The organism is Micromonospora arida, assembly GCF_042873195.1.
GTDB classification, from domain to species: domain Bacteria; phylum Actinomycetota; class Actinomycetes; order Mycobacteriales; family Micromonosporaceae; genus Micromonospora; species Micromonospora arida.
In genome coordinates this window covers 201,286-215,689 of sequence record NZ_JBIALC010000010.1, presented here as the reverse complement: position 1 = coordinate 215,689, position 14,404 = coordinate 201,286, and the positions used below count along the sequence as shown (strand labels likewise).

General features: G+C 70.7%; 10 protein-coding genes. 5 read left to right on the top strand and 5 right to left on the bottom strand.

Translation table 11 applies throughout. From position 1 onward, the window contains the following. Positions 1-652: 652 nt before the first annotated feature. The 3 genes from ACFYP0_RS26070 to ACFYP0_RS26060 all read right to left on the bottom strand — a co-directional run bounded on the left by ACFYP0_RS26070 (position 653) and on the right by ACFYP0_RS26060 (position 1,629). Positions 653-1,162, bottom strand: coding sequence for an alpha/beta hydrolase (locus ACFYP0_RS26070; RefSeq protein ID WP_356978943.1), 510 nt, complete (start codon positions 1,160-1,162; stop codon positions 653-655). A 24-nt stretch (positions 1,163-1,186) separates the two neighbouring features. Further along, positions 1,187-1,375, bottom strand: a complete 189-nt coding sequence (locus ACFYP0_RS26065; RefSeq protein WP_356978945.1) for a hypothetical protein — start codon at positions 1,373-1,375, stop codon at positions 1,187-1,189. A gap of 65 nt (positions 1,376-1,440) precedes the next feature. After that, entirely contained in the window at positions 1,441-1,629 is a 189-nt protein-coding gene (locus ACFYP0_RS26060) for a hypothetical protein (RefSeq protein ID WP_124860456.1), read from the bottom strand. A gap of 19 nt (positions 1,630-1,648) precedes the next feature. Here ACFYP0_RS26060 and ACFYP0_RS26055 point away from each other — a divergent pair, with 19 nt between their 5' ends. The 5 genes from ACFYP0_RS26055 to pulA all read left to right on the top strand — a co-directional run bounded on the left by ACFYP0_RS26055 (position 1,649) and on the right by pulA (position 10,070). Further along, positions 1,649-2,419 carry a hypothetical protein gene (locus ACFYP0_RS26055; RefSeq protein WP_356978947.1) on the top strand — a complete coding sequence of 257 codons (771 nt, stop codon included), beginning with the start codon at positions 1,649-1,651 and terminating at the stop codon, positions 2,417-2,419. Between the two features lie 37 nt (positions 2,420-2,456). Further along, on the top strand, positions 2,457-2,846 hold the full coding sequence (locus tag ACFYP0_RS26050) for a hypothetical protein (protein WP_356978949.1): 390 nt from the start codon (positions 2,457-2,459) through the stop codon (positions 2,844-2,846). A 97-nt stretch (positions 2,847-2,943) separates the two neighbouring features. Then, positions 2,944-3,618, top strand: a complete 675-nt coding sequence (locus ACFYP0_RS26045; protein WP_356978951.1) for a hypothetical protein — start codon at positions 2,944-2,946, stop codon at positions 3,616-3,618. Positions 3,619-3,777: 159 nt separating this feature from the next. Further along, a complete protein-coding gene (locus tag ACFYP0_RS26040; protein ID WP_356978953.1) occupies positions 3,778-4,464 on the top strand; it encodes a cellulose binding domain-containing protein in 687 nt (228 codons plus the stop codon). Positions 4,465-4,574: 110 nt separating this feature from the next. Further along, complete coding sequence (pulA, locus tag ACFYP0_RS26035) at positions 4,575-10,070, top strand: pullulanase-type alpha-1,6-glucosidase (protein WP_356978955.1); 5,496 nt, start codon at positions 4,575-4,577, stop codon at positions 10,068-10,070. Between the two features lie 81 nt (positions 10,071-10,151). On the opposite strand, the gene ACFYP0_RS26030 is transcribed toward pulA, so the two are convergent. Together ACFYP0_RS26030 and ACFYP0_RS26025 are read right to left on the bottom strand one after the other, a co-directional pair. Next, complete coding sequence (locus tag ACFYP0_RS26030; RefSeq protein ID WP_356978957.1) at positions 10,152-11,804, bottom strand: hypothetical protein; 1,653 nt, start codon at positions 11,802-11,804, stop codon at positions 10,152-10,154. Positions 11,805-12,098: 294 nt separating this feature from the next. Next, positions 12,099-13,982 carry a hypothetical protein gene (locus ACFYP0_RS26025; RefSeq protein ID WP_356978959.1) on the bottom strand — a complete coding sequence of 628 codons (1,884 nt, stop codon included), beginning with the start codon at positions 13,980-13,982 and terminating at the stop codon, positions 12,099-12,101. Between the last annotated feature and the right edge of the window lie 422 nt (positions 13,983-14,404).

The window sequence follows — 14,404 nt, the reverse complement described above, 5'->3', positions numbered from 1 at the left end:
GGGTGCCGGTGGCGGATCATTCCGCCTACCCATCGGCCGGTTGTGGTGCTCGGCCGTGCGGGGGTCGGCCGTTGTGGTGCTCGGCCGTGCGGGGGATGTAACCGGGGCGGCCTGGCGGGTGTTCCCGGCGGCTGCCCTGCCCGGCCGTTGTCGTGCTCGGCCGTGCGGAGGGTGTAACCGTGCGCGGGCCTGGCGTGTGTTCCCGGCGGGGCCGGCGCGCCGATGACCGGGCTGTTGCGGTGGGTCTGCCAGATATAACGACCTGGCCTGGCCGCCGATTCCGCCGCCGGGGTGGCCCCGACCACCCGACAGCCAACACCAAACCCGACAAACCACCCACCCTGTGGGCCTGGCGAACCCGACACATCGGCCGCAGCGGCGTGATCCACTCGGGTTCCTGAAAGTCGCGGTGTCCCGGTGCCGGGGACGCCCCGACTTCATGAAAGCCGAGTGGATCATGCCGGTCTTGCGCCGTTCGTCCGCCCGGACCGGTCCGCCCCGGACCGGTCCGCCCCGGACCGGTTCGCGGCGGGCAGAACCGCGCCGGATCGGCTCGGCCTGAGGTGCGCATCCGCGCGCGGAGGGGTTTCGGCCGGCTACGTGGTGGTCGAGAACATCGACGACGCCGTGGTGCTGGGTAGCGGCGGAGTGGTCAGCCTGCGTCGAGCAGCTCCAGGACCGCGTCGCGGGCGGCCAGGACGGCTGCCTCGGACTGCGGACCGTGGTTGAGGATGTCGCAGGAGTGCTGCCCGTTCGGCACCTCGATCACCCGCATCGGCCAGCCCTGAGCGGTTGCCGCGGGCAGGAACGCGGTCGATGCCAGCCAAAACCGGTGGATGTCCTGGCCGGCGCGGGTCAGCACCAGTGGCACGCCTGTGCCGGAGCTGAGTGCCTCGACCGGCAGGAACCGAGCGTCGACCTCCCAGCCGGGGAACGGGATGAGCAGCGGGTACGTCAGTGCGATCCCGCGTAGCCAGGGCGGCGGGACGCGCAGCCAGTCGGCCGCGAAGAGGCCGCCGCCGGAGAAGAACCACAGCACCACCCGCTCGGGGTCGACCCGCGGATCGGCGCGGACCTGCTCGACCATCGCGGCGATGTCGTCGGCTGCGGCGGGCAGCGCCGACAGGTCGGACACCTGGTAGCTGACCAGCGCGGTGACCACGCCGCTCGCGGCGAGCAGCGCGTCCTAGCCGCGGTAGAGCAACCAGTCGCGCGGGTCGGGGGCGTCGGGTGGCAGCGGAGCGCCGTGCACCACCACGACGGCGGGCGCGGGGCCGGCGTCGGTGGGCAGGTGCAGGTCGACGTTGCCGTGTCGTTCGACCGGCGCGGCCGGGGTGGACAGGACGAAGGGCCGTTGTGCGACGGGCGTCGTCATGGCCTCATCGTATCGATCATCAACCTGCCCGGCTGCCCCGACGATGATCTACAGAGGACGGTGGGTCAGGTCGGGTCGCCGGGTTTCGCGGCGTCGCCGGCCTGGGCGTGCCGCTCCAGCAGCCGCTGCCGGATCTCCTCGGGGGTGTACGCGCGCCGCCGCCGTTCGGCCCGCGCGATGACCACACCGGAGGCCGCTACGCCGGCGAGCCCGGCCAGCCCGAGAACCTTCCACCACCGCATTCGTTGCCGCATCGGCCTAGGCTAGACCCTCATGAGCATCAGCCTGGATGAGGCCGTCGAGTTGACCCGCACCGGTGACGTGTGGGTGTTCCGGGGTCGCAGCGTGCCGGACCGGGCGATCCAGTTCACCACCAACAGCCCGGTGAACCACGTCGGGATGGCTGTGGTGTTGGACGACATGCCGCCGCTGATGTGGCACGCGGAGTTGGGCAGGTCGTTGCCGGACCTGTGGTCGGGCAGCCACCAGCGCGGCGTCCAGCTGCACGACCTGCGGGACGCCGTCTGCGTCTGGGCCAACCGGTACGGCCAACGGGCCTGGTTGCGGCAGCTCGACCCGCCGGCCGGCGGGGAGATGGAGCGGGCGGTGCTGCGGACGATCGCACGGTTGGACGGCACGCCGTTCCCGTCAACCGCCCAGTTGGCGTGGCGCTGGGTGCGGGGTCGGGTGCCGGCGCTGCCGCGCCCCGGCCGGCTTCCCGCGCTGCCGCACCTCGGTCGGCTGTCGGCGCTGTCACGCCTCGGTCAGCCAACACCTCGACCAACCCCGACCGACCGCGCCAACCCGGGCGACCGCGCCAACCCCTCCAGCTCGGCCCGGTCGGCGGGGGAGCGGGACCGGGCGCTGGAGACGGCGTACTGCGCCGAGGTGGTGGCCGTGACCTATGAGGCAATGGGGTTGCTGCCGGCGGGCCGGCGTCCGAACTGGTACGACCCGGGACGGTTCTGGAGTGGGGACGACCTGGGTCTGGCCGCCGACGCCCGGTTGGGTTCCGAGATCGAGGTTCACGTACCGCCGCGCTGAGGTTTGACCTGGGCGGTGACCGGCAATTGCTGTGACCGTGAACGCCTCCACGGATCTTGACACGCTGGCCGACTTCTTCGACCGGTACGGCGTGGCGTTGACCTCCGGCGACCTGCCGGCCATCGCCGGCTGCTACGCGCTGCCGGGGCTGGTGGTGGCCGACACCTACAGCTTCTCGTTCACGTCCGCTGCGGCGGTGGCGCTGTCCTTCGTGGGCGCCGCACCCGACTACCAGGACCGGGAGTTGGTTGCGGCCCACGCCCGGATCGAGGACGTGCAGCCGGTGTCCGCGCTGTTGACGATGGTGGCGGTGGAGTGGGAGTTCCTGGACAGTCGGGGGCAGGCGGTGCAGGGGGAGCGGTACCGGTACCTGCTGCGTATCTCGGATGACGGCCCACTGATCTGCACGGTCGTCCGGACGGGCTGACCGACGGGGGCCGGTCGGCCCGATCCGTACCCGCCCGGTTCCCGGTTCGTGCGGCGCTGGCTACGCTGTCGCGTCGGTGGGGACGAGGGGAGACCTGATGGCGGTGCGGCCGGACGGTGCGGCAGCTTCGCGGGCGGCGCGGGTGTTGGCGTCGGTGCCGTGGATCGTGGTGCTGCTCGGTGTGTGCGCGCTGGTGGTGCTCCTGGTGATCGCGCTGTTGTCGTTCCGGACCAGGGAGCGGGACGCGCCGCCGCAGGCCGCGCCTCCGGCGTTCCTGCCGACCGTGCCGGCCGCCGCGTCGGCCACCGGTGGGCCGACTCCGGCCGCTGTGGAGCGGCGCTCGGTGTCGCCGCGACCGTCGCGCAGTAGTCGGACGCCGTCACCGCGGGCCACCGTCACCGGCTCGCCGACTCCGGGGCGGACGAGCGTCCTGTTGGCGCCGTCGGAGGACGACACGGTCAGCGCCCGGTACCAGGTCGGTACGAACGGCTGGGACGGGGACGCGGCGGTGCTGGCTATCGCCAACGAGTCGAGTCGGTCGGTGGACTGGCAGGTGGAGTTGGTGTTCGACGACGACACCTGGACTCTGCGAGTGAGTGATGACTCGGGCATCTCGGTGCGGGGGCGCGGGCACGGGGAGTTCGTGTTGCGCGGCACCAGTTCGATGGATGCGGGTGGCTCTCGGACGCTGCGGCTGCGTGTCGGCTGGGGTGACTCGGCGCAGCGACCGGTCAAGTGCACGATCAACGGGGCCGACTGCCGGATCGGCTGAGCCAGCGCCGCGCCGCAAGACCACCGCGCCGCAAGACCACCGCGCCGCAAGACCACCGCGCCGCAAGGCCGGTGCAAAGCCGCACCGGTGCACCGGCAAGGCTTTCCGGGCCGGGCCGCCGATCGCTACGCTGCGCGGACGGTCCGCTGAAGGAGGTACATGTCCGGCATGCGCCGTGTTCCGCGCCCGCCACACGGTCCGGTGGCGATCGCCACGTCGCCCTGGATCGTGGTCGGTTCCGGTGTCGTCGTGATGGTGGTCCTGCTCATCGTGGCCCTCGGCGCGTACCGGGGACGTAGCCCTGCGCCGGACGGCGCGCAACCGCCGGCGCTGCCGGTGCCATCCGCGGTGGTGGCGCCGAGCGTGCCCACCTCGGTGCCGTCTCCGGTGCCGGTGCTGCCGGGGATATCCGGCCGTGCGAGCGGGCTGCCGCCGAGTGCCACGGCCGGGTCACCATCGGCCGACCCGACGGTCGGTCCGATCGGGAAGCCGACGGCGACGCGGTCGCCGAGCCGGGCCGCGCCGGTGCAGCCGGCGATGACCGGGCGGTACCGGGTGGTGCAGAGCTTCGACGGGGGTTTCATCGGCGAGGTGGCGATGGTCAACACGTCCGTCCGGAGCCGTGGTTGGACGGTGCGGTTGGAGTTCTCCGGTGGACGGCTGGTGACCGCCTGGGTGGAGGGCGTCCCACAGGGGACGGTCCGCCGGTCCGATGACGGCTTCACGTACGTCAGTGGGGTGGAGGTGTCGCCCGGCGGTTCGGTGTCCTTGCGGTTCCACATGGAGCGGGCGCCCAGCACGCCGAGGGAGTGCACGGTGGACGGGGTCCGCTGCAACGGTCTCTGAGCGGCGCTTCCGCAAGGATGCTGCTTTGTTGCGACCATGTTTGCAAGGTATTGCAGAATGTTTCGGCAAGGGTTAGCGTGCGGCCAATCAGCGACCAGAGGAAGGCGTCGATGAAACCCCCGCCGATACCGCGCACTGCCCTGCTGGCCCTTGCCTCCCTGCTCACCGTCACGCTCGTCGGCGCTCCGGTCGCCGTGCACCCCGCCGCCGCGGGCCCCCGGCCGTCCGACGGCGCCCCGCTCGCGATCGGCGGCGCGACCCAGTGGCGTGACGAACCCACCGCCGAGGCGCTGCTGAAGGCCGGCGGCAACTCCGCCCGAGCCGAGCAGTTCTACTTCGTCCTGCCGGACCGGTTCGCCAACGGAGACCCCCGCAACGACCGGGGCGGCCTCGACGGCGACCGGCTGCGGACCGGCCTCGACCCGACCGACAAGGGCTTCTACCACGGCGGCGACCTCAAGGGCGTCATCGACAAGTTGGACTACATCCAGGGGATGGGCACCACGGCCATCTGGCTCGCCCCGATCTTCAAGAACCGGCCGGTGCAGGGTGCCGGCAACGACATCTCGGCCGGCTACCACGGCTACTGGATCACCGACTTCACCCAGGTGGACCCGCACTTTGGCACGATGGAAGAGATGAAGCGGCTGGTCAAGCTCGCCCACCAGCGCGGCCTCAAGATCTACCTAGACGTGATCGTCAACCACACCGCCGACGTGATCAAGTACGCCGAGGACAAGTACGCGTACGTGGACAAGGCGACCTCGCCGTACACCGACGCGCAGGGCCGGGCGTTCGAGGACCGCAACTACGCCGACGGCTCCCGTGCGTTCCCGCCGGTCGACAAGGAGTCCTTCCCGTACACGCCGACGTTCGCCGAACCGAAGGACGCGAGCGTCAAGGTCCCCGCCTGGCTGAACGACGCCACCATGTACCACAACCGGGGTGACTCCACCTTCGCCGGCGAGAACAGCGAGTACGGCGACTTCTTCGGCCTCGACGACCTGTGGACCGAGCGTCCCGAGGTGGTCCGGGGCCTGACCAAAGCGTACGGGGACTGGATCGGCGCGACCGGCGTCGACGGCTTCCGACTGGACACCGTGAAGCACGTCAACATGGATTTCTGGCCGCAGTTCAGCCAGGGCATCGAGCGGGCCGCGGAAAAGGCCGGCAAGAAGGACTTCTTCATGTTCGGCGAGGTGTACAGCGCCGACCCGGAGATCAGCTCCAGCTACGTCCGCCAGGGTGGCCTGCCGGCCACCCTCGACTTCGCCTTCCAGGAGGCCGCGCGGGGCTTCACCGCCGGCGCCGGCTCCGCGAAGGCGCTCGCCGACGTGTACGCCCGCGACGACCTCTACGCGGCCAGGGACACCGACGCCGGCCGGTTGACCACCTTCCTCGGCAACCACGACATGGGCCGGATCGGATCGTTCATCGCCGGTGGTGGCAGCGACCCGACCAGCCACCTGCGTCGTGACCAGCTCGCGCACCAGTTGATGTTCCTGACCCGGGGCCAGCCGGTGGTCTACTCCGGCGACGAACAGGGCTTCACCGGCCCGGGCGGGGACAAGGACGCCCGCCAGGACATGTTCGCGTCGAAGGTTCCCGACTACCTCGACGACGACCTGCTCGGCACCGACCGCACCCACGCCAGCGACCAGTTCGACCCGACCCACCCGCTGTATCGGACCATCGCCGACCTGGGCCGGCTGCGCCAGGCCCACCCAGCGTTGCGCGACGGTCTGCAGGTCACCCGGTACGCGGCCGACGGGCCCGGCGTCTTCGCCGCCTCCCGGATCGCCCCGGCCGACCGCACCGAGTACGTGGTGGCCGTGAACAACGCCGACACCGCGCAGACTGTCACCGTGGACACCTGGTCGGCCGGCGCCACCTTCACCGGCATCTACGGCGGCTCGGGCGACGAACAGGCCGGCGGTGACGGCGAGTTGACCCTCACCGTGCCGCCGCTGTCGGCGGCGGTGTACCGGGCCGGCAACCCCATCGCACCGGCGGCCGACAAGCCGACCATCACCATCACCAGCCCGGTTCCGGACGCGTCGGTCGCCACCCGGGCGGCGGTCACCGCCCGGGTGACCGGCGACCCACTGGCCACCGTCACCGTCGCGGCCCGGGTGGCCGGCGGCCGGTGGACGCTGCTGGGCAGCGCCGACCACGCCCCGTACACCGTGCAGCACGACCTGACCGGCCTGGCCGGCGGCACCCGGGTCGAGTACAAGGCGGTGGTCCGCGACGGCCGTGGCCGTACCGCCACCGCCCGGTCCACCGCCGTCGTGGGGACCCCGGCGCAGGGCAGCTCCCGGGAGTGGGCGGTGGTGCACTACCAGCGCCCGGCCGGGGGGTACGACGACTGGGGGCTGTACGCCTGGGGGGACGTCGACCCGGCGTACGTCACCGAGTGGCCGAAGGGGCAGCCGTTCGCCGGGGAGGACTCCTACGGCCGGTTCGCCTGGGTGAAACTCAAGCCGGGCGCGACGTCGGTGAACTTCCTGGTGGTCGACGCAGGCGGCACCAAGGACGTCGCCCAGGACCGCAGCATCGACGTCACCCGGACCGGCGAGATCTGGCTCAAGCAGGGCGACCCGGCGATCTACCCGAGCCGGCAGGCGGCCGCCGGTGAACCGGACCCGCCGGTCGAGGAGGGCACCGCCGTGCTCCACTACCGGCGGGCCGACGGCAACTACGACGGCTGGGGCCTGCACCTGTGGGACGGCGCGGCCAACCCGACCGAGTGGTCCGCCCCGCTGCGGCCGACCTCCGTCGACGCGTTCGGGGCGGTGTTCCGGGTGCCGCTGACGGCCGGTGCCACCGGCCTGAACTACATCATCCACCAGGGCGACACCAAGGACCTGCCCGACGACCAGCGGCTCGACTTCGCCAGCGCAGGCCGGGAGGTGTGGCTGCTCGCCGCCACGCCGGGCCGCCTGCTGCCGTCGACGGCCACCACCGCCAGCGGCGACACCGACATCAGCAAGCAGAAGGCGCACTGGATCGACCGGTCCACAGTGGCGTGGCAGACCCCGCCGACCGACGGCAGGACGTACGCGCTGGTCACCGCGCCCACCGGCGGGGTCAGCCTCGTCGACGGCGAGCTGACCGGCACGTACACCACGTTGCCGCTGCGGGCGCAGCGCAACGGGCTCACCGAGGCCCAACGCGACAGGTTCCCGCACCTGTGGTCGTACCGTAGGTTCGCCCTGGACCGGGCGGACCTGGCCAAGGTCCCGGCGGCGCTGCGGGGGCAGCTGCTGGTGACCGAACGCGACGCCGAGGGGAAGCTGCTCGCCGCGACCGGCGTGCAGATCCCCGGCGTGCTCGACGACGTGTACTCCCGGGCGACCGACGCCACCCTCGGGCCCACGTTCGCGGGGCGGACGCCGAGCCTCGCGCTCTGGGCACCGACCGCCCACAGCGTGCGCCTGCACCTGTTCGACTCGCCCACCGCCGCGCCGAGGACCGTGCCGATGCGCCGCGACGACCGCACCGGCGTCTGGTCGGTACGCGGCGACCACACCTGGACCGGCAAGTTCTACCGGTACGAGGTGCGGGCGTGGCAGCCGGCGGCACAGCGGATGGTCACCGCGTCGGTGACCGACCCGTACTCGGTGGCCCTCGCCGCCGACTCCACACACAGCCAGCTCGTCGACCTGAAAGACCCGGCGCTGGCCCCGACTGGCTGGCGTACGCTGCGCAAACCGGCACCGGTGCCGGCCGCGAAGGCGCAGATCACCGAGCTGTCCGTGCGGGACTTCTCCATCGCCGACGACACCGTGCCGGCCGAGCGGCGGGGGACCTTCCTCGCGTTCACCGACCCGGGAACCGCCGGCATGACCCACCTGCGGGCGCTCGGCGACGCCGGGGTCACCCACCTGCACCTGCTGCCGGCGTTCGACTTCGCGACGATCCCGGAGAAGCGGGCCGACCAGCGCCAGCCGACCTGCGACCTGGCAGCGCTGCCGCCGGACTCGGCCGAGCAGCAGAAGTGCGTGGCGGCGGTCGCCGAAACCGACGGCTACAACTGGGGGTACGACCCGCTGCACTACACCGTGCCCGAGGGCGGCTACGCCGTCGACCCGGTCGGCGCGGCGCGGACCACCGAGTTCCGGCGGATGGTCGCCGGGGTGAACGAGGCCGGGCTGCGGGTGGTCATGGACGTGGTCTACAACCACACGTCGGCGGCCGGTACCGACGCGAAGTCGGTGCTCGACCAGATCGTGCCCGGCTACTACCACCGGCTGCTGGAGGACGGCACGGTGGCCAACTCCACCTGCTGCGCCAACACCGCTCCCGAGCACGCCATGATGGGCAAACTGGTGGTCGACTCGCTGGTCACCTGGGCCCGGCAGTACAAGGTGGACGGCTTCCGCTTCGACCTGATGGGTCACCACCCGAAGGCGAACGTCCTGGCCGTCCGGGCGGCGCTGGACCGGCTCACCGTCGCCCCCGACGGCGTGGACGGCAAGGCGATCATGCTCTACGGCGAGGGCTGGAACTTCGGCGAGGTCGCCAACGACGCCCGTTTCGTCCAGGCCACCCAGGCCAACATGGCCGGCACCGGCATCGGCACCTTCAACGACCGGCTGCGCGACGCGGTGCGCGGCGGCGGGCCGTTCGACGCCAACCCCCGTGTGCAGGGTTTCGCCTCGGGGCTCTACACCGACCCGAACGGCGACGCGGTCAACGGGTCACCGGCCGAGCAGAAGGCCCGGCTGCTGCACGCCCACGACCTGATCAAGGTGGGGCTCACCGGCAACCTGCGCAGCTACCGGTTCACCGACACCGCCGGGAGTGAGGTCACCGGGGCGCAGGTGGACTACAACGGCTCCCCGGCCGGCTACACCGCCGCGCCGGGGGAGGCCGTCACCTACGCCGACGCACACGACAACGAGATCCTGTACGACGCGTTGGCGTACAAACTGCCGCAGGTCACGACGGCGGCGGACCGCTCCCGGATGCAGGTGCTGGCGCTGGGCACTGTGGTGCTGGGACAGGGCACCGGGTTCGTCACCACCGGCACCGAACGGCTGCGGTCGAAGTCGCTGGACCGCAACTCGTACAACTCCGGTGACTGGTTCAACCAGATCCGCTGGGGCTGTGAACGGGGCAACGGGTTCGGTGCCGGTCTGCCGCCCGCGCCCGACAACGAGGACAAGTGGTCGTACGCGAAGCCGCTGCTGGCCGACCCGGCGCTGGTGCCGGACTGCGCGGCGATCAACACGACCGACGCCCGGTACGCCGAGTTGCTGCGCATCCGGGCATCGTCGCCGGTGTTCGGGCTGGCCACCGCCGAGCAGGTGCAGCGGAGGGTGGCGTTCCCGCTGTCCGGTGCGCAGGAGACACCGGGTGTGCTGACCATGACCTTGGACGCCCGTGGGCTGGGCGGGCCGTGGAAGTCGCTGACCGTCGTCTTCAACAGCACCCCGTCGGCGGCCGACCAGACGCTGACCGGACTGCGCGGATCGGACGTGGCACTGCACCCGGTGCTGGTCGACTCGGCCGACCCGGCGCTGCGTACCGCCTCGTTCGACCGGGCGGCCGGCACGTTCACCGTGCCGGCGCGCAGCGTGGCGGTCTTCGTCCAGAAGTGACGTGAACCGGCCCCCTTCCGCGTCTCGCGGAAGGGGGCCGGCCGGTGATGCTGGCGCTGCGCTGTGGTCACCCGAGGGTGATCAGGCGAAGCAGTTCTCGATGGTGCCGCCCGGGATTGCCAGGCAGTTGGTCGGACGGTTCGCGGTGATGGCGGACTTGTCGTCCACGTTCACGTCCCCGAAGAAGCTGAAGACACCGCCCGGAGCGAAGGTGGAGAAGTTGTGGGCGACCTTCGTCTTCGACAGGTTGACCTCGCCGAAGATGTTGAAGATGCCGCCGCCGACCCCGATCGGGCCGATGGCCCGGTTGCCGACGACCTCGCTGTCGCGCAGCGTGGTGACGCTCAAGGCGTTGAAGAGCCCGCCGCCGAAGAAGCCGGCGGTGTTGTCCTTGATGCTGCTCTTCTCGAACGTGACCGCGCTGCCGAAGGCGATGGCGACACCGCCACCGACACCGGCGGTGCTGTTCCGCTCCACCGACACGTTGTGCAGGTTCAGCTGGCTGTTCGCCGCGGCGATACCGCCGCCAGCGAGAACCGCGGTGTTCGAGACGAACTTGGTCTCGTACGCCGTGGTGTTGCCCTCGATGTCGAGGTATCCACCACCGAAGCCCAACGTCTCGTTGTCGGTGAGCTCGGCCTTCTTGAGCTCGACCGTCCCGCCGTCGACGTCGTCGGCGAAGATCCTTGCGGCACCGTTGGAGATACCGCCACCACCGATGATGGCGGTGTTGTCCTTGATCTTCGACTCCTCGACCTTGAGCAGGCCGGCGTTGAAGACACCGCCGCCGAAGAAGAAGGCGGTGTTACGGGTGACGGTGCTGTGCCAGATCTTCGTGGTGCCGAAGTTGGCCACACCACCACCGTTGCCGCCCGACTGGTTCAGGACGACCTCGGACTCCAGGATCTCGGCGGTGCCACCCGGCTGAACCAGAATCCCGGCACCGTCGGTGGAATCCGGGTACTCGACGAGCGGCGTGACGACGCCCCCCTGAGCGGCCGGCGCGGCCTTGGCCGTGGCCTTGGGTGCCGCCTTCAGGCCCGCCTTCGGGTTGGCCTGTCGGGCGGTGAGCGCCTGGTCCAGCGGAACGCCCGCCTTCACCTGCGCCGCGATCGCCTCGGAGTCCGAGTAGGACGCCCAGACGGCCGCCGGCTCGACGGAGTTGTACAACTCGAGGGTCTGCCCACCCTTGATGGTCAGGCCCTTGATCGTGAGGTGGCCACCGGCGCCGACGTTGAGGATGCGGAAGTAGTCCGCCGTGGCTTCCCGGGCGATCGTCGTGTGCTCACCCTTCAGGGTGATGCGCTCGGTGATGACCGGCAGGCCGTTGCCCTGGTAGTCGTTGCGGGTCAGGTTGTAGGTGCAGCCCTTGGCCAGTTCCAGCACACCGCCGTGCTTGTTGTTGGCGAACACGATCGCCTGAATCAGCTTGTCGGTGTCGCAGGGCACCTCCTTCCCGCGCTCGTGGTCCTTGTCCTTGTCCTTGTCCCGGTCCTTGTTCCGGTCCTCGTCCTTGTTCCAGTCGCGCGCCTCGTCACCCCGCTGGTCGCCGTCCTTGCTGACCTGCGCGGTGTTCCAGTTGAGGCCACCCGCACCGGCGCTGCCCGCGACGCCCACCGCCGCGAGACTGATCACGCCCGTCAAACCGGCCACGCCACTGGCGAGCCAGAGCTTGCGGCGGCGCTTGCCCGCCGCCCGCCCGGAGGCTTCGTTGTTCGTTAGGTAGTTGGACATCGGAGCTCTCTGCCCTCTCCTCGTACCAGACAGGGTCGCCGCCGTCAGACGGGCGTCCCCTGCTACAAATCGGTTGTAGCTCCCAAAACCACCGTATGAGAAGGTTCCTCGCCTCGCGGGCTTATCCGAAAGAAGCCCACATTCGGTTCATGTTGCCCCCAGTGGGGCCCGGACCGACACACCGCCGCCCAAGCCGGCCTGCACGCGCCTGACCTGCCCAAATGGGTACGCCCCTCCGAACCGGTCACGGCTCGGAGGGGCGCACCCTCTATGTGGATCAGCCACCCGTTCCGGTCAGAAGCACCCGGGAACGTTCAGGCAGTTGGTGGGGCGGTTGGCGGACACCGCGGACTCGTCGTCAAGCCTCACGAAGCTGCCGAGGCCGTTGGAGATACCGCCGGGCGGCAGGGTGGCGAAGTTGTGCGTCACCTTCGTCCGGTAGAGGCTGACCTCGCCGCCGTCGGTGTTGTAGATGCCGCCGCCGCTGCCGAACGGGCCGACGGCCCGGTTGCCCGACACCTCGCTCTCGCGCAGCGTGGTGACACTGTCCTCGTTGAAGAGGCCGGCACCGAAGAACCCTGCTGTGTTGTCCTTGATCCTGCTGTTCTCGATCGTCGCGACGCTGTCGAAGGTCACCGCCAGGCCGCCACCCACACCGGCGGTGCTGTTCTTGGCCACCGTGGCGTCCTTGAGGGTGAGCTGGCTGTCGGCCACCGCGACGCCGCCACCGGCGAGGAGCGCGGTGTTGTCACTGACGGTCGTCTGGTGCAACGTCGTGGTGCCCCGGACATCGAGGACGCCGCCGCCGAAGCCGAGCGTCTCGTTGTCGGTGATCTCGCTCTTGTAGACCCAGACCGAGCCGCCGTCGACGTCATCGGTGAAGATCCGCGCCGCACCGTTGGAGATGCCGCCGCCGCCGATGATCCCGGTGTTGTCCTTGATCTTCGACTCGTCGACCTGGAGTACCCCGGCGTTGAAGATGCCGCCACCGAAGAGGAAGGCGGTGTTGTGCGCAACCGTCGTCTTGCTGAGCCTGGTGCTGCCGAAGTTGGCCAGCCCGCCGCCGTTGCTGCCGGACTGGTTGTAGAGCAACTCGCTGTCCAGGATCTCCGCGCGACCACCGGGCTGCACCAGCACCCCGGCGCCGTCGGTGAACCCAGGCTGCTCGACCAGCGGCACGACCGTCGTACCGGCACCCACCGGCTTCGCCACCGCGGCTACCGGCTTGGCCGTGGCGGCCTTGGTGGCAGTCGGGGCGGCCTTCGCCGCTGCCGCTGCGGTCTTGGCTGGCGCTGCTTTCGCGGCCGGCTTGGCGGTGGCCTTGGGGGCCGCCGCCTTCGCTGTGGCCTTGGCGGGCGCTGCCTTGGCGGCGGCCTTCGTGGCCGGCTTAGCGGCGGTTGCTGACGGCTTCGCTGCCGCTGCTGCCGCTGGCCCGGCGCCGGCCGCGGTCGCCGGCTTCGTGGCGGGCGCCGCCACGGCCGGTGGCTCGGCCACGGTCGAGCGGCCCTGGGTCGAGTACGGCGCCCAGACCGTCGCCGGGTCGGCGGTTGCCGGGGACCGAAGGGTCTGGCCACCCTTGATGCTCAGGCCCTTGAGGGTGAGGTGTCCGCCAGCGCCGACGTTGAGGATACGGAAGTAGTCGGCCGTGGCCTCGCGACCGATGGTGGTGTGCTCACCCTTGAGGGTGATGTGCTCGGTGATCACCGGCAGGCCGTTGCCGTCCTGGTTGCGAGTCAGGGTGTAGGTGCAGCCCTTGGCCAACTCCAGCACGCCGCCGTCTTCGTTGTTGGCGAACGTGATCGCCTGGATCAGCTTGTCGGAGTCGCACGGGACCTGCTTGGTGCGGTCCTTCTCGTCGTGCTTGCCGTCCTTGCCGGACCGGTCGTCGAAGCCGCTCCAGTCGTCGCCGCTCCAGTCGTCGTCCTGACCGCCGTCGTCCGTGGCGCCGCCCTTGGCCGCGCCGCCGTCGTCGCTGACGTTCTGCCGGTTGGTCGACGGCTGCGCGTCGGACACCTGGTCGGACTTTGGCTTGTCGTTCCGAGCGGCGATGCCGCCGAGGGCCGCCAGGCCGACCACGCCGGTCAGCCCGGCCACGCCGGCGACCCAGAGCGCCCGCCTTCGCCGTGTTGGCGGAGCCGTCGAGGCCCCGCCGTCGGTACTCGTTACGTCGTTGGACATCAGAGCCTTCCGCCCTTTCCTGCTACCAGACGGGATCGCACCGCCCGAGGCGCCACGACCAGCTACAAATGGGTTGTAGCCTCTGATCCTCACCGTATGAGAACCATCTTCGCGATGCGGACTTATCCGAGACAACCACGCATTTGGCGCAGGTCGGGTGAGGGCGGCCAACCGGTCCGGGCCGGTAGAAAGGACCCGAGCAGCACGAACACCGAACGTTGCTGGGCCTGCGGGGGTGATCCACTCGGCTTTCTTGAATACGCGGTGTCCGAGCGGCCGGGATAGCGCGACTTCAAGGAAGCCGAGTGGATCACCTGCCCGCGGCCTCGGGTTGGTCAGCGCTGTTGGATCGGGCGCGGCGTGGGCCGGGAGGGCGTTGGGTCGGGCGTAAAGCGCTGTTGGGCGCGGGTCGATGAGGGCTG